The sequence below is a fragment of the Halobaculum halobium genome, from assembly GCF_030127145.1.
Taxonomy (GTDB): Archaea; Halobacteriota; Halobacteria; order Halobacteriales; family Haloferacaceae; genus Halobaculum; species Halobaculum halobium.
On sequence record NZ_CP126158.1, the window covers coordinates 1195818 to 1214560 of the forward strand.

16 protein-coding genes and 1 tRNA gene are annotated in these 18743 nt (G+C 69.9%); 11 read left to right on the forward strand and 6 right to left on the reverse strand.

Annotation, left to right across the window (positions count from 1 at the left end):
- Positions 1-72 precede the first annotated feature (72 nt).
- Both P0Y41_RS06305 and P0Y41_RS06310 read right to left on the reverse strand, forming a co-directional pair.
- Entirely contained in the window at positions 73-399 is a 327-nt protein-coding gene (locus tag P0Y41_RS06305; protein ID WP_284063108.1) for a DUF7977 family protein, read from the reverse strand.
- A complete protein-coding gene (locus tag P0Y41_RS06310; protein ID WP_284063109.1) occupies positions 389-1429 on the reverse strand; it encodes a zinc-binding dehydrogenase in 1041 nt (346 codons plus the stop codon). Before P0Y41_RS06310 ends, P0Y41_RS06305 begins: the two co-directional genes overlap by 11 nt.
- Before the next feature lie 218 nt (positions 1430-1647).
- Here P0Y41_RS06310 and P0Y41_RS06315 point away from each other — a divergent pair, with 218 nt between their 5' ends.
- The 10 genes from P0Y41_RS06315 to P0Y41_RS06360 all read left to right on the forward strand — a co-directional run bounded on the left by P0Y41_RS06315 (position 1648) and on the right by P0Y41_RS06360 (position 9146).
- Positions 1648-2082 carry a DUF2178 domain-containing protein gene (locus P0Y41_RS06315; RefSeq protein ID WP_284063110.1) on the forward strand — a complete coding sequence of 145 codons (435 nt, stop codon included), beginning with the start codon at positions 1648-1650 and terminating at the stop codon, positions 2080-2082.
- Positions 2079-2285: a helix-turn-helix transcriptional regulator gene (locus P0Y41_RS06320; protein WP_284063361.1), complete on the forward strand. Its 207-nt coding sequence runs from the start codon at positions 2079-2081 to the stop codon at positions 2283-2285. Before P0Y41_RS06315 ends, P0Y41_RS06320 begins: the two co-directional genes overlap by 4 nt.
- Before the next feature lie 46 nt (positions 2286-2331).
- Positions 2332-2793, forward strand: a complete 462-nt coding sequence (locus P0Y41_RS06325) for a hypothetical protein (RefSeq protein ID WP_284063111.1) — start codon at positions 2332-2334, stop codon at positions 2791-2793.
- A gap of 45 nt (positions 2794-2838) precedes the next feature.
- On the forward strand, positions 2839-3435 hold the full coding sequence (locus tag P0Y41_RS06330) for a MogA/MoaB family molybdenum cofactor biosynthesis protein (protein WP_284063112.1): 597 nt from the start codon (positions 2839-2841) through the stop codon (positions 3433-3435).
- Between the two features lie 268 nt (positions 3436-3703).
- On the forward strand, positions 3704-4537 hold the full coding sequence (locus P0Y41_RS06335) for a helix-turn-helix transcriptional regulator (protein WP_284063113.1): 834 nt from the start codon (positions 3704-3706) through the stop codon (positions 4535-4537).
- A gap of 140 nt (positions 4538-4677) precedes the next feature.
- Complete coding sequence (gene cmk, locus P0Y41_RS06340; RefSeq protein ID WP_284063114.1) at positions 4678-5256, forward strand: (d)CMP kinase; 579 nt, start codon at positions 4678-4680, stop codon at positions 5254-5256.
- Positions 5257-5261: 5 nt separating this feature from the next.
- Positions 5262-6161: an RNA-guided pseudouridylation complex pseudouridine synthase subunit Cbf5 gene (locus tag P0Y41_RS06345; protein WP_284063115.1), complete on the forward strand. Its 900-nt coding sequence runs from the start codon at positions 5262-5264 to the stop codon at positions 6159-6161.
- A gap of 87 nt (positions 6162-6248) precedes the next feature.
- The gene (locus tag P0Y41_RS06350; RefSeq protein ID WP_284063116.1) at positions 6249-7349 is read left to right on the forward strand and encodes a succinylglutamate desuccinylase/aspartoacylase family protein; all 1101 of its coding nucleotides are present in this window, start codon (positions 6249-6251) and stop codon (positions 7347-7349) included.
- Between the two features lie 80 nt (positions 7350-7429).
- Positions 7430-7500: transfer RNA gene (locus P0Y41_RS06355), tRNA-Pro, on the forward strand.
- 437 nt (positions 7501-7937) lie between these two features.
- The gene (locus P0Y41_RS06360; RefSeq protein ID WP_284063117.1) at positions 7938-9146 is read left to right on the forward strand and encodes a lycopene cyclase domain-containing protein; all 1209 of its coding nucleotides are present in this window, start codon (positions 7938-7940) and stop codon (positions 9144-9146) included.
- Between the two features lie 66 nt (positions 9147-9212).
- Here the strand turns inward: P0Y41_RS06360 and P0Y41_RS06365 are convergent, their stop codons facing one another.
- Both P0Y41_RS06365 and ilvD read right to left on the reverse strand, forming a co-directional pair.
- Positions 9213-10094 (reverse strand): class I SAM-dependent methyltransferase, encoded by an 882-nt coding sequence (locus tag P0Y41_RS06365; RefSeq protein ID WP_284063118.1) that lies wholly within the window; start codon positions 10092-10094, stop codon positions 9213-9215.
- 40 nt (positions 10095-10134) lie between these two features.
- Entirely contained in the window at positions 10135-11931 is a 1797-nt protein-coding gene (ilvD, locus tag P0Y41_RS06370) for a dihydroxy-acid dehydratase (protein WP_284063119.1), read from the reverse strand.
- A gap of 238 nt (positions 11932-12169) precedes the next feature.
- Here ilvD and P0Y41_RS06375 point away from each other — a divergent pair, with 238 nt between their 5' ends.
- Positions 12170-13975: a sensor histidine kinase gene (locus tag P0Y41_RS06375; protein ID WP_284063120.1), complete on the forward strand. Its 1806-nt coding sequence runs from the start codon at positions 12170-12172 to the stop codon at positions 13973-13975.
- On the opposite strand, the gene P0Y41_RS06380 is transcribed toward P0Y41_RS06375, so the two are convergent.
- The gene (locus P0Y41_RS06380) at positions 13905-14972 is read right to left on the reverse strand and encodes an alpha/beta fold hydrolase (protein ID WP_284063121.1); all 1068 of its coding nucleotides are present in this window, start codon (positions 14970-14972) and stop codon (positions 13905-13907) included. The genes P0Y41_RS06375 and P0Y41_RS06380 overlap by 71 nt on opposite strands.
- Positions 14973-15097: 125 nt before the next feature.
- A complete protein-coding gene (locus tag P0Y41_RS06385) occupies positions 15098-18265 on the reverse strand; it encodes an adenosylcobalamin-dependent ribonucleoside-diphosphate reductase (protein ID WP_284063122.1) in 3168 nt (1055 codons plus the stop codon).
- Positions 18266-18743: the final 478 nt, after the last annotated feature.

Sequence of the window (18743 nt, forward strand, 5' to 3'; positions counted from 1 at the left end):
CGGCCAAAGCGTACCGGCCGGTCGACGGAGTCCGACCGCGTGCGTCCCGTCAACCGCAGGTGCGTCCCGTCATCACTCTCCGCCGGCGACGAGGCTCCACACCGCCGTCACGCCCAGCAGGAGCGCCGGGAGGAACGGCAGCACGAGCATCGCCGCGAGGAAGCGGAAGCCGAGTTCGCCCGGCGCCGTCGGGCGGAGGTAGATGATCCCCGGGATGATGAGGAACGCGAGGACGACCACGGCGACCAGTACCCAGCCGGCGCGTCCGAGGTCGTCGTTCGCGTCCCCGTCGGGGTCGTCGGGGGAGGCCCGATCCGAGTCGTCGTCGTCGACGCGCTCGTAGCCGTCGCCGGTGTTGACGACGCGGCCGGAGTGGGCGGTGGAGTCCTCAGAGCTCACTATCCGGCCTAACCACCACCTTCCCAAAGCCTTCTCGGTCCTCGATCATCTCGTGCGCCCGCGCGGCCTCGCTCATCGGGAGCGTCTCGCGGATCCGCGGCTCGAAGGTGCCGTCCCACACGAGTTCGAGCACGTCGTCGACCTCGCCGGGCGTCGCCATCGTCGATCCGATGACCTTGAGCTGGTTCCAGAAGATGCGGTTGATGTCCGTCTCCGGGCGTCCGCCGGTCGTCGCCCCGCAGGTGACGACGCGGCCGCCCTTCGCGAGGCTCTTGAGCGAGTCGTGCCACGTCGCCGCGCCGATGTGGTCGACGACCATGTCGACGCCGCGGCGACCCGTCAGGTCGCGGATCTCGGCTGCGAAGTCGTCCTCCTCGTAGTTGATGACGTGTTCGGCGCCGCAGTCTTCGGCGTACCTGAGCTTCTCCTCGGTCGAGGCGGTGGCGTACACCTCCGCGCCGACGTAGTCGGCGATCTGGACGGCCGCGTGGCCGACGCCGCCGGAGGCGCCGAGCACGAGGATCTTCTCGCCGGGCGCGAGTTCGCCCTGCGAGAGGAGCATTCGCCACGCCGTCTGGAACACGAGCGAGGCGGAGCCGGCGACCTCCCAGTCGACGTGGTCCGGGACGGGGACGAGATTGTCCTGCGGGACGGCCGCCAGCTCGGAGTGGACGCCGCGCTGGTGCTCGCCGATGATCGAGAAGCGGACGCACTGTGACTCCTCGCCGTGACGGCAGAACTCACACTCCCCGCAGGAGACACCCGCAGAGACGGCGACGTGGTCGCCTTCCTCGAAGCGGGTGACGCCCTCGCCCGTCCCGACGACGACGCCCGCCGCGTCGGAGCCGGGGATGTGCGGCATCTCCAGGTCGACTCCCGGGAGCCCCTTTCGGGTCCAGATGTCGAGGTGGTTGAGCGCGCCAGCCTTCACGTCGATCAGCACTTCTCCCCGACTCGGGTCGGGGTCCGGGAAGTCGCCATACTCGATCACGTCGCGGTCGCCGTGCTCCGAGAACTGGACTGCCTTCATGCGTGTCCACCTCTGCCACGCCGGGGGACTAAACCCTACTCCCCGCGGCGAACCGAAACCGATCGGATCGGCGACAGATATAAGTCAGTGTGTAAAGTTTCCTTTACTGTAAAGCTCGCTTTACATGCGGAGGGACACACGATGTCACACACGATCCCGACTCGACGGCCGAGAAGAACAGGAGCGCAGAACGATGCGACACCGACGGGTGGTCGCCGATGACCGAGACCGGCGTCGGTTCCGCTGGTGCGCCCGGCGGGACATCGACAGTCGCCGCACGTCGACGCTATCGGCGGCTGCTGTTCGGCTCGATCGGCGTCGGGGTGGTCGCGAACGTCGCGCTCAGACTCCTCTCGTACCCCGTCGCGGCCGAGGCGGTCTACTGGGTCGGAATCGTCGGCTTCCTCGCGGTGTGGCGGTTCAGCCCCGTGACGCTGTTCGACGAGCGCGACGCCGAACTGGAACGGCACGCGAGCACCGTTACGCTGGTCGTAGCCGCAGTCGTCCTCGTGGTCGGCGCCTCCGGCGCGCGAACGCTGAGCGCGCTCGGGGTCTACGACGCACCGCCGTTCGTCAACGGCGTGCTGTACGGCTACGTCGGGCTGTTCGTCGTGTTCGCGGTCGCCTACGGGTGGGCCGCCAGGACACGATGAACAACGACGTGCGCGCCCGCCGCGAGGATCGGAACATGAGTCAGGCGGGGTTGGCCGAGGCGGTCGGCGTCACCCGCCAGACGATCAACAGCATCGAGCGCGGGCGCTACGACCCGTCGCTCGAACTCGCGTTCGCGCTCGCCGACTTCTTCGACTGCCGGATCGAGGCCCTGTTCGACCCCGACGGCGACGACGCGAGGTGAGGCGGACACCCCAAAGCCCATCATCGGTCGCGAGCGAGCGACGGTCGTGAATCGCCCCGCGCTCCTCGCCGCCCTCCGAGTCGCTGTCGTCGCAGTCGGGCTCGCCGGCCACGTCGCCGTCGCGGCATTCGTATTCGACCTGCCGCCGCCGCCGGAGACCGGCGACGGCGTCCCCGCCGGGTTCGCGTTCGCGTTCGCCCTGATCGGGACCGCCGTCGCCGGCGTCGTCACCGTCGTCGGCTACGGTCTTCCGGCCGGCGAGGGCCGCTTCCGGGTCGGGCCACTCGCGGACCGGTCGAGTACGTACCGCCTCGTCGCCGGCGGCGCGACCGGCGCGGTCGGCGGACTCGCGCTCGCCACCGGCCTCGCGTTCCTCACCTCGGGAACGGTCAGCGTGGCCGTGTGGGTCACCGGCGTCGGGTTCGTCGTGGGCGGGCTCGTCGCCCTCGCGCTCGGCGGTCTCGCCGTCGGGCTTCGGCTCGTCGCCGACGCAGTCACGGGCGAATGACCCGCGAGCCGAGGGTTGAAGCGGTCGCGGCCGGTAGGCTGGGCGATGAGTGACGGCCACAGTCACGAAGCGGACACGCACGATCACGACCACGGCGGCCACGGCGACGGGCACGAGGCCGACGGCGCCCACGCCCACGACGATCACGACCACCACGCCCACGACATCGAGAGCCTCAGATATGCGGTCGTGACGGTCACCTCGTCGCGGGGGCACGAAGACGACACCGCGGGCGACGCCATCGAGTCGGCCGTCGAGGACGCCGGCGACGAGGTCGTCGTCCGCGAGGTCGTCGGCGACGACTTCGACGGCGTTCAGGGGACCGTCGATCGGCTCGTCGACCGCGACGACGTTGACTGCGTCGTGACGACCGGCGGCACGGGCGTGACCCCGGACGACGTGACCGTCGAGGCGGTCGCGCCGCTGTTCGACAAGGAACTGCCGGGGTTCGGCGAGCTGTTCCGGTCGCTGAGTCGCGAGGAGATCGGCACGATGATCGTGGGGACGCGCGCGACCGCCGGCATCGCCGGTGGGGTTCCCGTGTTCTGTCTCCCCGGGAGCGAGAACGCGGCGCGGCTCGGGAGCGAGGAGATTATCACGGCGGAAGCCGGGCACCTCGCGGGGCTAGCGAGACGGGAGTGACGGCGCGAAGCGAGAGGGAGCGTCTCACCTCGCAAGGCGTCGACGGATCGCGACGCGCGGTCGAGGACTGGTGAACAGCGCGCGGGGCGAACGCACCGACTCACAGGGTCGGCGGCTGGAGGGCCGATCGGTCGGCGGGACCGAAGTGGAGGCGGATCACAGTACAGCGGTGCCACACATTACTTCACCGTCCGGTGGATCTCCCACCGATCGGGAACGTGTCCGATAAGCGGAACACACATTTGCCGGCCGACCGTTCGCCCGACGAATGACGACCGGCGACGCGGCGGAGATCGCGAGCGTCCTCGCCAAGCGGCGCGACATCCTCGCGGCGCTGTGCGACGGTCCGGTCCGGAAGCGAACCCTCGTCGAGGAGCTCGAGGTGCCGCGGACGACGCTCGACCGTGCCGTCCGCGAACTCCTCGACGCCGGCCTCGTGCGTCGGGTCGACGGCGGCGTGCGCGCGACGACGGTCGGGGAGAGAGTGCTCGCCGAGCGCGATCGGTATCGCACGCGCCTCGACGGCCTCAAGCGGGGCGAGCTGCTGTTCGAGGCGCTCCCCGACGACACCGAACTGGACGCCCGCTTCCTGGCCGGGGCCTCGGTCAGCCGCCCGGACCCGAGCCTCCCCGACGGCGTCGTCGAGCGCCTGTTCGAGTCGGTGCGGGCGGCCGACGAGGTGTACGGCGTCGCGCCCGCGGCGCTGTCGGGGCACCTCGACACGTTTGACGCGGAGGCGACCGCCGGCGGCGCGGTGCCGCAGATGGTCGTCACGCCCGCGGTGTTGGATCACCTGGTCGAGCGCCGGCCCGAGCGGTTCGCCCGCGAGCTCCGCGCGGGAGGGCTCGAGTTCTTTTGCGCCCCCATCGAGATCGCCTTCGGGCTCTGGATCGCCGCACACGACGACCGCGACGACGAAGCCGGCGTGGTCGTCTACACCGACACCGGCGTCGGCGGCGTGGCGGTCAACGACGACCCGACCGCCGTAGCGTGGGCCCGCGAACGGTTCGACCGGGCGCGCGCAGACGCCGAGCGGGTGACACCCGAGGCCGTGCTCGACGGGCGACGCACGCCGGATATCGACGCCGAGGACGCGAAGTGAGCCGGAGGGCCAGCGAGGGGGGATGTGGCGATCGATCCGCTGGACCCCACCGGCGGGGCCGGGAGGGCGGCCCACGCGAGCGCGCCACACACTGAGGGAGACATGGACGCCTTTTTGACCGCGACGGGCCGAGTATCGTTATGTTGCTAACGGTCTCCGGCCCGCCGGGAAGCGGGAAGAGCACCACCGCCGCCGCGCTCGCGGAGGCGTTCGACCTCGAACACGTCTCCGGCGGCGACATCTTCCGCGAACTCGCCGCCGAGCGCGACATGACGCCCGTCGAGTTCAACGAGCTCGCCGAGGAGGACGACCAGATCGACCGGGACCTCGACCGGCGCCTGCGCACCGTCGCCGTCGAGCGCGACGACGTGCTGCTGGAGTCGCGGCTCGCCGGCTGGCTCGCGGGCGATCACGCGGACCTGCGGATCTGGCTCGACGCGCCCCTCGACGTTCGCTGTGAGCGGATCGTCGACCGCGAGGAGAAACCACTCGATCAGGTGATCGAGGAGACGCGCCGCCGCGAGAGCAGCGAGGCGAAGCGCTACCGCGAGTACTACAACATCCACATCGACGACCTGAGTATCTACGATCTCGTGTACAACACGGCCCGGTGGTCGCCGGAGGGGATGCTCGGGATGCTCACCACGGCCGTCGACTCCTACGACCCCGACACCGACGAGGGGAAGATCTCCGTCGAGGGCGTCGACTACGACTTCTGACCGTCATGCGACCCGCACCCGAGAACCGCTCGGTCGGCGACCTCGCCGACTTCGGCGTCGTCAACCTCGACAAGCCCGCCGGCCCGTCGGCCCATCAGGTGGCGGGCTGGGTCCGCGACGTCCTCGGCGTCGACCGCGCGGCACACTCGGGGACGCTCGACCCGAAAGTGACGGGCTGCCTCCCCACACTGACGGGCGATGCGACGCGGATGGCGCAGGTGTTTCTCGAGGGCGCCAAGGAGTACGTCGCCGTGCTGGAACTCCACGGGACGGCGCCCACGGACCTCGAACGCGTCGTCGGCGAGTTCGAGGGCGAACTGTTCCAGAAACCGCCGCGAAAGTCCGCGGTGAACCGGCAGCTGCGAACGCGCGAGGTGCACGACCTCGACGTGCTCGACCGGACGGAGCGGCAGGTACTGCTCCGAGTCCGGTGTGAGTCGGGCACCTACATCCGAAAGCTGTGTCACGACATCGGGCTCGCACTCGGTACCGGCGGCCACATGGGCCACCTCCGCCGCACCGCCACCGACCCGTTCGACGACCGCGACCTCCACACCCTCCACGACCTCGTCGACGGCGTCGCGTTCGCGGAGGGTGAAGACACCGCAGACGGCGAACCGGACGAGTCGCTCGTGCGCGAGGTGCTCCGCCCGGCGGAGGAGGCGCTGACCGGGCTGCCGTCGCTCACGATCGCCGACTCGGCCGCCCGCGAGGTCGCCAACGGCGCGCCGGTGTACGCGCCCGGCGTGCTCGCCGCCGGCGAGGTGGGCGCGGGAGAGCCGGCTGGAGACGGTCTCCTCACCTGCTACACGCCGAATGGGTCGGCGGTCTGTCTGGGTCGGCTCGTGGGCGATCCGGACGCCGAGTCGGGCGAAGTCGTTGCGTTGGAGCGCGTGTTGGTCTGAGTCGACGCCGGGAGACGGCATCGAGACCGTCGCCGCGTCGTCTGCCGACTCTCGGGGCTTTTTCGGCCGTCGGTCCCTCCCGCCCCCATGGACGACACACTCGCGGTCGGCACCGCGATCGCGGAGCCTGGCGAGCGCGCGGACGGCTGGATCGAGGCGACGGACCTCCCGACCGGCGGCACCGAACGGCTTCCCGTGATCGTCGTGAACGGCGCCGCGGACGGCCCGGTGCTGTGGGTCACAGGCGGCGTCCACGGCGACGAGGCCACGGGCGTCGCCGTCGCGCAGGACGCGGCCGCGTCGGTCGACGATGCGAGCGCGGAACTCGCGGGCGCAGTCGTCTCCGTGCCGGTCGTCAACCCGGCCGGCCTCCGCCGAACCGAGCGCACCTCCTACTACGGCGGCGACGACCCGAACCGCTACTTCCCCGACACGGAACGCGGGGACTCGCGCCCGCCGGAGACCCAAGAGCGTATCGACGCCCGGCTGTTCGATCTCCTCGCGGAATCGGCCGACCTGCTCGTCGACTGCCACACCGCACAGGCGGGGTCGATGCCGTTCACCATCCGCGACCGAGTCCTCTACGGCCAGGAGCGCACGGAGACCGAGGCGGCGGCGCTGGCAGCGGACCTCGATCGACTCGCGTCCGCGCTCGATCTCCCGGTGCTCACGGAGTATCCCGCCGAGGAGTACGTCGAGCAGTCGCTGCAGCGCTCGACGGCCGGTGCGGCGTTGAACACGGCGGGGATCCCGGCGGTCACGGCCGAGCTCGGCGGCCATCGCGTCGTCGAAGAGGACGCCCGCACCGCCGGCGTCGCCGGGATCGTCGCCGCCGCAGTCGAGTTCGGACTCCTCGACTCGCCACCCGCCGGCGTCGCTGACGCCGGCGACGGCGTCCCGGACGCACCGGTCGAGTACGCGGTCCGGCGCTCCGTTGGCCCGCGCGTCGAGGAAGCGGGGCTGGTGCGCCACCGCGTCGCGGTCGGGGACACCGTCGACGCCGGCGAGGTCGTCGCCGAGGTCGTGACACCCCACGGCGACGTGGTGGAGGCCGTCGAGAGCGAGCGCGACGGGTACGTGATCGCTCGGTCCGAGGGCTTGGCCGCCTACGAAGGCCAGGCGGTCGCGAGTATGGCGGTCCGCGACGACGGCGACGTGGTGGTTCCGAGAGACGCCGCCGAGGAGTGAGTCGTGCCGTCTGATCGCACGACGACGCCGCATCGATGAAGCGAAGCCCTTAACCCCGGCGCTCGTTTCTGTCCGGTTACGGGACCGTAGGGTAGTGGTATCCTCTGCGGATGGGGTCCGTAGGACCTGAGTTCGAATCTCGGCGGTCCCATTCCCCTTCTGACAACAACCATCCGGCACAGTGTAACTGCCACCAGACGGCGTCGGGGTGGGGCCTGTGACGGCCCGACTCGACTCCGACCGGGCCGATACGGGCTGCCTCCATTGCGGGGCGCACGCCACGGGTGTGAACATACACCCCGTTTGTAGTTTCTCGCCCTCCAAGCCCTCCTGATATCTGCGGGGCTCGCCGTCGCCGCGTTCGTGACCCCTCCCGATCCCTACACACAGGTCCTCGCCGCTGTGGAGATCTCTCGGCGACCATCCCGATATCGTACTGGGCAGTCTATCGGCGGGGCGCTCGGTCTGAGATCGCGTCCGAACACGACACCCCAGCGGCCATCCAGGCCCACGGCGGGAAGCGACAGCGCCGACGGCCGCCGTCGGAGCCGACCGACGATTTATGCGGGTTAGTCACGATGATGACATATGGCACTCGCGCGCCACGGCCACGGTCCGCGGGCGGTCGCGCGAGCGTACGCCTCGCAGGTCCACCCGGTATTCATGCTCCCGCCGGTGGCGACGGCGCTGGTCGGGGCGGCGCTCGTTGGCGACTTCGACCCCGCGCTCGCGCTCGTCCACGCGGGCACGGCCTTCTTCGCCGTCTACACCGCCCACGTGAAGGACGGCTACGTCGACTTCCACCGCCGCGGCGAGGACGACGATCACCCGATGACCGAACGAGGCTGTCGCCTCGGCCTCCTCGGGTCGACAGCAGGCTTCCTCGCGTGTCTCGCGGGGGTGGCCGTCCTCGCGGATTCGGCGGCGGCGCCGCTTGCGGTCGCGCTGGCGGCGCCGACGTGGGCGATCGGCTACCTCCACGCGCCGCAGCTCGACACGAACCCCGTGACGACGACGCTGGGATACCCCGTCGGGATCGCACTGTGCCTGCTCGGCGGCTACGCCGCGCAGACCGGGCGACTCGCGACGGCGCCGATCGCGCTTGCGGCGGTGCTCGTCGTCACGCTCGCGGGCGTGAAGGTGATAGACGACGCGCAAGACTACGAGTACGACCGGTCCATCGACAAGCGGACCGTCGCCGTCGCGGTCGGTCGACGTCGCGCCCGACTGCTCGCGATCGCGGCGCTGACGGGCGGGCTGTTCGCGGTCGTTCCCCTCGCGATCACGGGAGTGCTTCCGCCGAGCGCGCCCGCGGCGAGCCTCGCGTTCGGCGCCGTCGCCGCGGTGGCGCTCGGGAAGGACCCGACGACGGCGACGATGCTGCTCGTGCGCGGCGCGTACCTCTTTCTCGCGGGCGTGCTCGTCGCCGTCGTGTTCCGGCCGCTGGTGACCGCCGGCGTCGGGTTACCGGATATCACCGTGTTCGGGTCGTACACCTACCTCGCGACAGAAGTCGCGTTCGGCGCGCTCGCGCTCGCGCTGCTCGTGCGAGCCGGCTGGGGAGCGCTCCGGCGATCGGCGGTCACGGTCGCCGCGGCGTACCCGATCGGATACGTCTGGGACTGGTACACGCTGGAGGTGGGCGTGTTCTCCATTCCGATGCGGACGGGGATCGAACTGCTCGCGATCCCGCTGGAGGAGCACTTGTTCATGATCGTCGTGCCGGCGCTCGTGCTCGGGATACACGAGACGGTCCACCCCCGACGCGACGCCGAACAGGCCGGCGACGGGACCTGATTGCGCGCCTCGGCGGTCGCGAGGGGGTCGGCATGGACGGTGTCGTCGGTCCCTTCCGGTCGCCGGTCAGACACCAGGCGCGTCCGACCGCAGTTCCCCCTTCACGGTTACGAGCAGCGGGAGGTCCCGGTCGCCCTCGAAGCGCCACCGGCCGCGGTCGTCTTGAACCATCTCCGAGGAGCGCCGGATGGGCGAGAACGGATATTCGTGGACGAACCGGATCCGGATACCGGCGTCGGCGAGCGCTGTCAGGATCTCGCCCAGCCCGTGTGGCCACTTGTGGGTGGAGCCGTCCGGGGCCGTCACCGGGTCGTCGGTCGAGAAGTACGGATGTTCGACCGAGAGCGGTTCGCCGCCCGTCCCGAGGTCGTCCGAGAGCGCGGTCGCGATCGGGTGGTGTTCGGCGAGGTAGAACGTCCCGCCGGGTTCGAGCAGCTCCGCCGCCACCGCCGCCCAGCGGTCGAGATCGGGGAGCCAACACAACACGCCGAAGTTCGTGACGACCGTATCGTACCGCCGGTCGTGTCCGTCGGGGAGATCGTACACGTTCGAGCGGACGAACTCGGCGCGGTCGGCCAGCCCGGCCTCGTCTGCGAGCTCCCGGGCCACGCGCACGCTCTCGGCCGAGATGTCTGCGCCGGTCACCGTCGCCCCCTCGCGCGCCCACGAGAGCGTGCGGGTCCCGATCGAACACTGGAGGTCCAACAGCCGGGCCCCGTCGACGTCCCCGAGTTCCTCGCGTTGGACGGGGAGCAGCGCCGACTCCCCCGCGAGGAACGACTCGATCTCGGCTGTTCCGTCTGTCGCCGAGACCGGCTCGACCATGGACTCCCAGTGCTCGCGGTTCGCCTCGAAGCGCGCTCGGTGGGGGTCTCCGGACTCGAACGCTTCTCCGGACGTGGACTCTTCTCCGAGCTCGGACGCTTCCCCAGACGCAGGCCCGTCCATGGGGTCGGCTGACCGCGACGGGACTTGTTCGTTTCGCGGCTCAGTCGCGCTTGGCCTTCGGATTCGTGACGGCGCCGTTGGCGGCGCTGCCGAAGTCGCGGGCGAACTTCGCGAACACACCGCCCCGGTAGGCCGGCTCCGGGCGCTCGTACTCGTCGCCGCGGCGCTCCAGTTCCCCGTCGCTCACGTCGACCGACAGTTCGCGTTCCGGGATGTCGACCGTGACGGTGTCGCCCTCCTCGACGAGCCCGATCGGGCCGCCCTCGACGGACTCGGGAGCGACGTGGCCGATCATCGGCCCGCGGGTCGCCCCCGAGAAGCGCCCGTCGGTGAGCAGCGCCACGTCGTCCTCGTGGCCCGCGCCGACGACGGCGGCGGTGACGCCGAGCATCTCACGCATGCCCGGCCCACCGCGCGGCCCCTCGTTGCGAATGACGATCACGTCGCCCGACTCGATCCCGCCGGACTGGACGTACTCCATGGCGTCCTCCTCGGCCTCGAACACGCGGGCGGGCCCCTCGTGGTGGAACTTGTCGTCGCCGGTCACCTTCAGCACCGCGCCGTCGGGCGCGAGGTTGCCCGTCAGGATCTTGATCGCGCCCTCCTCGGTGTAGGGCTCGTCGACGCCGTACAGGAAATCCGCCTCGATGTCGTCGTCCGCAGGGAGGTGCCCCTCGGCCTCGAGGTGGGCGATCTCCTCGGCCATCGTCCGCCCGGTGACGGTCATCGCGTCGCCGTGCATGTACCCGCCAGCTATCAGCCGGCGGATCACGACCGGCACGCCGCCGATCGCGTCGAGGTCCTGCATCACGCGCGTTCCGCCGGGCTGGAGGTTCGCGATCTTCGGCGTCCGCCGGGAGATCTCGTCGAACTCGGTGATGTTCAACTCGATGTCGGCCTCCGCCGCCAGCGCGAGCAAGTGGAGGACGGCGTTCGTCGACCCGCCCATCGCCACCTGTACCGCGATGGCGTTCTCGAACGACTCCTTGGAGAGAATGTCCGACGGACGGCGGTCCTGCTCGACGCACTCGAGCGCGAGTTCGCCCGCGCGCTTCGCCACGTCGTAGCGCTCCTCGGATTCGGCCATCGGCGACGCGGAACCGAGGGGCGCCATCCCGAGCGCCTCGGAAATGCTTGCCATCGTGTTCGCGGTGAACATCCCGCCACACGACCCCGCGCCGGGGCAGGCGTGGCGCTCCATCTCGTCCAGTTCGTCGGCGCTCATATCGCCCTCCGCGTACGTGCCGACGCCCTCGAAGACGTTCTGGACGGTCACGTCGCGGCCGTCGTGCTCGCCGGGCTTGATCGACCCGCCGTACAGGAACACCGAGGGGAGGTCCGTCCGGATGGAGGCCATCAGCATCCCGGGGAGGTTCTTGTCACAGCCGGCGACCGTCACCAGCGCGTCCATTCGCTCGCCGAAGGAGACCAACTCGACGGAGTCGGCGATCACCTCGCGGGAGATGAGGCTCGCTTTCATCCCCTCCGTCCCCATCGAGATGGCGTCGGAGATGGTGACCGTGCCGAACTCGATCGGCATCCCCTCCGCGCCCTCGACTCCCTCGCGGGCGGCGTCGGCCACGTCGTCGAGGTGGACGTTACACGGCGTGATGTCGGCCGCGGGGTTCGGGATGCCGACCATCGGGGAGGACAGGTCTTGGTCGTCGTACCCCATCGCGCGGAACATCGCGCGGTGCGGCGCGCGCTCGGCGCCCGCGGTCACCTCGCGGCTGCGGAGCGACTCGTCCTTCTCGCCGGCGAACGCGTCCGCGTCTGCCTCGGCGTCGCTGCGGGCGGCCGCGTCGCCGGCGCGCTCGGGCGGCTCCTGGTTGCTCATATCACGGGGTCGGCGTCCGCCCTGATAAACTGCCGCACACGGACAGATGTTGCTGTCGGGGGATGGTCACCGCGTCGAGGCCACCGAATCACCGCGGCACGATCTCGGACGTGAGCAGAGATTAGGGAAAACGGTACGTTTAAACTCGTCTGATCAGTGAGACGTGGTATCCGTCACGGTCGCGCTCGTCGGCCACGCGTCGGGGCGTGGCGCCGGCGGCCGACCGGACTGAACACGCATGACCGTCCTCACCTACGTCGTCCCGTTGCTGGTACTCGGAGGCGCCGCATCCGTGGGCGTGCTGCTGCTCGTGTTGTGGCGACGGTCGGTGACTGTCGGCGGGCCGGAGATACTCGGCTTCCTGGGACTGGCCGTCGGAGCGACGGTGTGGTCGTGGTCGTACGCGCTCCAACTGCGGGCGTCCACGCTGCCGGCGATCCTCGGGTACAACAACCTCCTGTGGATCGGCACGGGCATCGTCGGCGCGTCGTGGCCGATCTTCGCGTTCGCGATCGCCGGGGACGACCAGTGGCTCACGCGACGGCGACTCCCGATCGTCTCCGGCGTTCCGCTGGTGTTCGCTCTGCTGGCGATTTCGAACCCGGCGCACGGACTGATCTACGCGGACGTGTCGCTCGTGACGGGCGAGGCCGTCCAGTCGACGGTGACGCCCGGGATCGGGTTCGGACTGTTCCTGCTGTGGTCGTTCGGCGTGAACACGTACGTCCTGTGGCGGCTCGCGCGCAGTTTCCTCCGTTCGACCGGGGTTGCGCGCTCGCGCAGGCTCGCCGTCTTCGCGGCCGGACTGTTGCCGATGATCGCCGGTATCGGGAGCGTCGTCGTCCGCCCGGTCGGCGACCCGCCGATCGATTTCACGCCGGTTATGTTCGCGGTGACGACGGTGCTCACCGGCGTCGCGATCACCCGGTACCGGCTCCTCGACTCGATCGCGGTCGCACAGGACCACATCGTCACCCACCTCTCTGATCCCGTGGTGATCGTCGACGGCGACGGGACGGTTCGGGCGGCGAACGAGGCGGCCGATCGCCTGTTCGCGACGGCAGACCCGATCGGCCGGCCGGTCGAGGAGGTGTTCCGGTCGCAGCCCGAACTCGTCGAGGCGGTCAGTCGGTGTCCGAACCACGGGACAGCGGAGGTGACCGTCTCGCTCGACGTGGCCGATCCAGCCGACTCGGCGGGGGACGCAGAAGCCGGTATCGCACTCGATTCCGAGGAGACGACACCTCCCGTGCGGCGGACGTTCACCACGTCGGTGGGCGCGCTCGAACGCACGAGCGCGACCGTACTCGTGTTCAGGGACATCACCGAACGCCGGACGGCCGAGCGACGCGTCGAGGTGCTCAACCGGGTGTTGCGACACGACCTCCGGAACGACATCGCAGTGGTCGACGGCTATCTGCGCCTGCTCCGGGAGGAACTCGACGACTGCGACTCGGCGGCCGTCGCGGACGCGCTGGACGTGCTGTCCGCCCGAACCGACGGGATGACCGAGGTCACCGAGCAGGCCGCCCTCGCGGAGAGCCTCGCGGACGGCGAGCCAGACGTTCGGGAGTTCGACCTGGCGGCCGTGGTTCGGCGGCGCGTGGAGCAGGCCCGGACCGAACACCCCGAGGTGCGCCTCGAGGCGACGGTTCCCGACTCCGCGGTTCCGATCGAGGCCGTCTCGGTGTTCCCGTCCGCGGTCGACAACCTGATCGAGAACGCGATCGAACACTCGGACCGAGATCGCCCGCACCTGGTCGTGACCCTCGACGGCGACGCCGGCGAGGGAACCGCCGAACTGCGCGTCGCCGACGACGGCCCCGGCCTCCCGCCGGACGACCGGGCCGTCCTCGTGGGCGAGGAACCGTCGCTCGAGGAGGCCAACGGGCTCGGGCTGTGGCTCATCAATCGGATCGTCCGAACGTCCGGCGGAGCGGTGCGCGTCGAGGACGCGACGGAGGGAACGGCCATCACCGTGCGGCTCCCCGTCGCCGATCCGTCGCGGGAGTCCCCGAAGCCCTCGTCCGTGCAGACGACCTGACCTGGGGCGAAACCGTGCGTGCCGGTGGTCCGCCCCCGTCCGGATAAACTGCCACACGCGGACGGTCACGGCTGCCCGGTTCGCTCATTCGGCCAAGGAGACGGGCGCGCGGCTCAGTCGCCTGCGCCGGGGGCGACGCGGCCGCCGGTCCCGGCCCCGCCTCGTGGCGCGGCGAGTAGTGGGGCCACACGCGCCGGAGGTGTCCGCGGATCGCGCCGTCGACGAACGCCTCGTTGCCGAGGTTGGACGCGTGGCCCGCGTGCGGAACCGCGAGCAGGGTCGCGTGTTCGATCAGCGACGCGAGACTGCGCATCTGCCGCCGGATGAACTCCGCGTCGTGTTCGCCGTACAGCGCCAGGGTCGGCACGTCGATCGCCGAGAGGTCGACCACCGACCGCTCGAACGTCGCGAGCGCGCGGATGACCTTCGGGAACTCGGCGGTCGACATGGTCGGTCCCCGTTCGCGCAGCGTCTCGATCCGATCGTACTCGCCGGCGACGCCCTCGTCGGACCCTCGCTGCTGGAGCCACACCATCGCACGCTCGACCCGCTCGTAGCCGATCAGGCGCGCCGGCGGGATCGTCGCGCGCAGCCCCAGTCGCTGCACCCGTTCGCCGAACGTGAGCGGAACCGGGCCGAACGTGTCGGCGAGCACGAGCCCCGAGAGCTGGTCCGGGTACTCGGCCGCGAACGCCATCGCGATACAGCCGCCCATCGAGAGCCCGCAGACGACCGGAGCCTCGAGGTCGAGCGCGTCGATCAGCGCCGCGAGATCGGTTGCGAACAGGTCGATCGAGTACGCCTCCCGGTCGGAGCCGCCCGTCCGGCCGTGCCCGCGAACGTCGTAGGCGACGACCGTGTACTCGTCGGCGAGCGCCTCGAATTGCGGTTCCCACTGCGCGTGGTCGACGGCCGCGCCGTGGACGAACACCACCGGCGGGCCGTCGCCGCGGCGCTCGTAGTACGTCTCGATGTCGTTCGTGGCGACGCTGGGCATATCACGTCGTACGCGTACCGCCGGGATACCTGTTTCTCGGATCTCACGAGCGCGAGAAGACGAGTCCGCACGTCGATCGGCGATCGGAACCGTGGGCGGGAGGCGTCGGACGCCTCAGTCCCGGCTCAGCACTCGGACCAGCCGCACGACTCGCACGTCTTGCAGCCCTCCGAGTAGTACAGCGTCATGCTGCCGCAGTCGGGGCACTCGGGCGACTCGCCGTTCGCGATCAGCTCGTCGACCGCGTCCGTCTGCGCGTCGACGTCGCCGGCGTCCTCCGGACCGGGCGCGCCCGCGTCGGCGGGCGGTTGCCCGGGGTCGGAGCCCCCGCTTTCGACGGCCGTTCCGCCGTCGGATTCGGGCGCGGGCGCGTCGACGCCCCCGCCGACCTCGTCGAGGCTCGTCTGCTCTGGGTAGCCCTTCTCCACCTCGTCGTCGAGGTAGCGGCGCATCGCCGTGCCGATCGCGTCCGGGATGGACTGGATCTGCTCGCCCTTGTCCCAGGCGATCTTCGGCGATCGGGTGCCCTGCAGTTCGTCGACGATCTCGCGCGGGTCGACCCCCGAGCGCAGCGCCGTCGAGATGACCTTCGCAAGCGACTCCGTGAAGGAGTTCGTGAAGCCGCCGGAGTGGCCGATGTTGGCGAACAGCTCGAACGGCTCGCCGCTCTCGGGGTCCTCGTTGATCGTGATGTACATCTTCCCGTAGCCGGTCTCGATGAGCTGGGTGACCCCGCGCAGCGAGTCCGGCCGGGCGCGCTTCTCGGTGTAGTCGATGTGGACCGTGCGCTCGTCGGCGGCCTCCAGCAGGTCATCGACCTCGGCGTCGAGGGCGGCCTGGACGTCCTCGTTCTCCAGGAAGCCCTCGATGCCCCCGAAGATATCCGAGATCTGCTCGACGAGCGCCTCGGCGGCCTCGCTCTCGTCGGCGAAGTCGGTGTTGTCCGCGCGCGTGGTGAGCACCTGCTTCGAACGGGTGCCGTCGCGGTAGTAGGTGACGCCCTTGCCGCCGTGCTCGTAGATGTACTCGAAGACCTCCTGTGCGTCCTCCAGCGTCGAGTCGTTTGGCGCGTTGACCGTCTTCGAGATGGCGGAGTCGACCCCCGTCTGGCAGGCGACCTGCACGCCGGCGTGGTCCTTCGCATCGAGGTCGCCGGTGACGACGAACAGCTCGCCGATGGCGTCCGGGACCGTCTCCAGCCCGTCGACGCCGTCGAACTCGTTGGTCGCCATCTGTTCTTGCGCCTCCGCTTTCACGGCGTCGACGTCGATGTCGTTCGCCTCCAGCGTGCGCAGGAAGTAGTCGTCGAACTCGACGAGCATCTCGTCGCCCTGCACGTCGTCGGAGACGTTCTTGTAGTAGGCGACGTTGTAGATTGGCTCGCAGCCGCCGGTGGTGTTGCCGACCATCGACGTGGTGCCCGTCGGCGCGATCGTCGTCGTGTTGTGGTTGCGGATCGGGTAGCCGTCCGCCCAGTCCTCGGGGTCCTCCCCGACGTACTGCTCGAACCAGTCGGCGTAGCGGACGGGGTCGGCGTACTTCGAGTCCGCCCAGTCGTTGAAGGTGCCGCGCTCCTCGGCGAGGTCGTGGCTGGCGGCCTTCGACTCGTGGTTGATGTGGGTCATCAGCTCCTCGGCGATGCGGTTGCCCGTCTCAGAGCCGTAGCGGACGCCGAGTTGGATGTACAGCTGCGCGAGGCCCATGACGCCGAGGCCGATCTTCCGCATGTCGCGGACCTTCTGTTCGATCTCGGGGACCGGGAAGTCCGACATGGTGACGACGTTCTCCAGGAAGCGCGTCCCCATCTCGACGCGGTAGTCGAACTCCTCCCAGTCGATGGCGTCCTCGAGGAACGCCTCGACTGCGGCCTGCTCGCTGTCGTACTCGTCGCCGTGCTCGTCGACCCAGACGCGCCAGTCGGGGGCGTCGAGGTCCGCGAGCGTCGAGAGGTTGATGTGCCCGAGGTTGCACGCCTCGTACTCCTCCAGCGGCTGCTCGCCGCAGGGGTTGGTGGCGAGGATGCGGTGGTCGGGGTGCTCCTCCACGTCGAAGCTGTGGAGCTTGTTGATGCGTTCGAGGTAGACGACGCCGGGTTCGCCGTTCTCGTGGGCGCCCTCGACGATGTGGTCCCAGATCTCGGCGGCCGGCACCGACAGTACCTCGCCGACCTCGACGTGCTCGCCGAGGCCGAACATGTCGTACAGTTCCTTCGTCTCGGGGGTGGCGACGTGGGGCTCCTCCGTGCGGGGGTTGGTGAAGGTGAACTCCTCGCCGGCGTCGAGCGCGTCCATGAAGTCGTCGGTGACGCCGACGGAGATGTTGAAGTTCGAGAGGTGGCCCTCGACGGCGTTACGGAGGTGCTTGGGCACCTTCCCGTCGTCGTCGATGAGCTCGCGCGCCTCGTCGAGCGCGTCGGCGAAGGAGGTGTGCGTGAAGTCGTCGGGGTCGTTCAGCCGGAGCGTGTTCGCCAGCGAGACGTCCTTGTTCTTCGCGTGGAGGAACTGGATGACGTCCGGGTGGGAGACGCGCATCACGCCCATCTGGGCGCCGCGGCGCGCGCCGCCCTGCGCGATCGTCTCGCACATCTGGTCGAACGTCCGCATGAACGTGATCGGGCCGGAGGCGATGCCACCGGTGGAGCCGACCGCGTCGCCGTACGGGCGGAGCTTCCAGAACGCGTAGCCCATGCCGCCGCCGGACTGGAACACCTGGGCGGCCTCCTTGGCGGTCTGGTGGATGTCGTCGATGTCGTCGTCAGGGGAGTCGACGAAGCAGGCCGACAGCTGCTGGAGCTCGTCGCCGGCGTTCATCAGCGTCGGCGAGTTCGGCATGAAGGAGAGCCGCTCCATCAGCTCCTGGAACTCGTCGGCCGTCTCCTCGACGTGCGAGCGCACGTCGTCGGGGAGCTCGGGGACGACCGTCTCGTAGGCGAACTTGTTGACGTTGTAGACGCTCAGCTCGGTCTCGGCGTCGTCGTCCGCCGTGACGCCGGCGCCGAAGACCTCCTCGGCGAGTTCGTCGCGGCGCGGGTGGTCGGGCTTGAGCTGGTCGGGCGTGACGGTAACGGGGTCGTCGGCCTCGTACACGGCCTCCGCGAGCGCGACGTTGCGGCCGACGCGCTCGAACAGCTCCTCTTGCGTTTCGGTGGGCTCGCCGTCCGCGTTCTTGCGGAGGTAGCGCGCCGGCAGGATGTTGTCGTACGCGTTGGAGGTGAGCCGCGCTTGCAGCGTGTCGCCCTCGGTTCGTTTGATCGGCAGTTCGAGCTCGTCGGCGTCGAGGTCGGCGCGACTCATACGTCGCGCTCCTCCCCGCGAGCGCCGGCGGATCGACAGACGTCGGTGTGGATATCGTGGCGTTCCATTGTGGGTTCGGACGGACGTTCGGTACCGGACCCACGCTCATAAACGGCGTGGATTCCGGTAGGCTTGTGTTAATTCAAGCCAGCTTGACATAGACGTGGCTTACCGGTGTGAGCCTGAACGCGTCTGATCGGGTCCGTATCAGCGTTGTACGAGCGGCAGTATAAGGGTGTTCAGAGCGGAGTGAAAGTGGTCAACAATCGGATCAGAACGCGGAACCAACAGACGCGAGCAGGAGTGCACGATCGTGTCGATGCACGTCCGTGGATCTGCGGCCGGCCGACGGAGATCCGCAGCCGTTCGCTGCGGTCGGTGGCGCCGGTCCGCACGGCGGTACTACGGAGCGGTTCGTCGGTTTGGTCGCCGGACGCCGGGGAAAGGGATACCACGGGTGCGTGAGTACGCGCTGGCG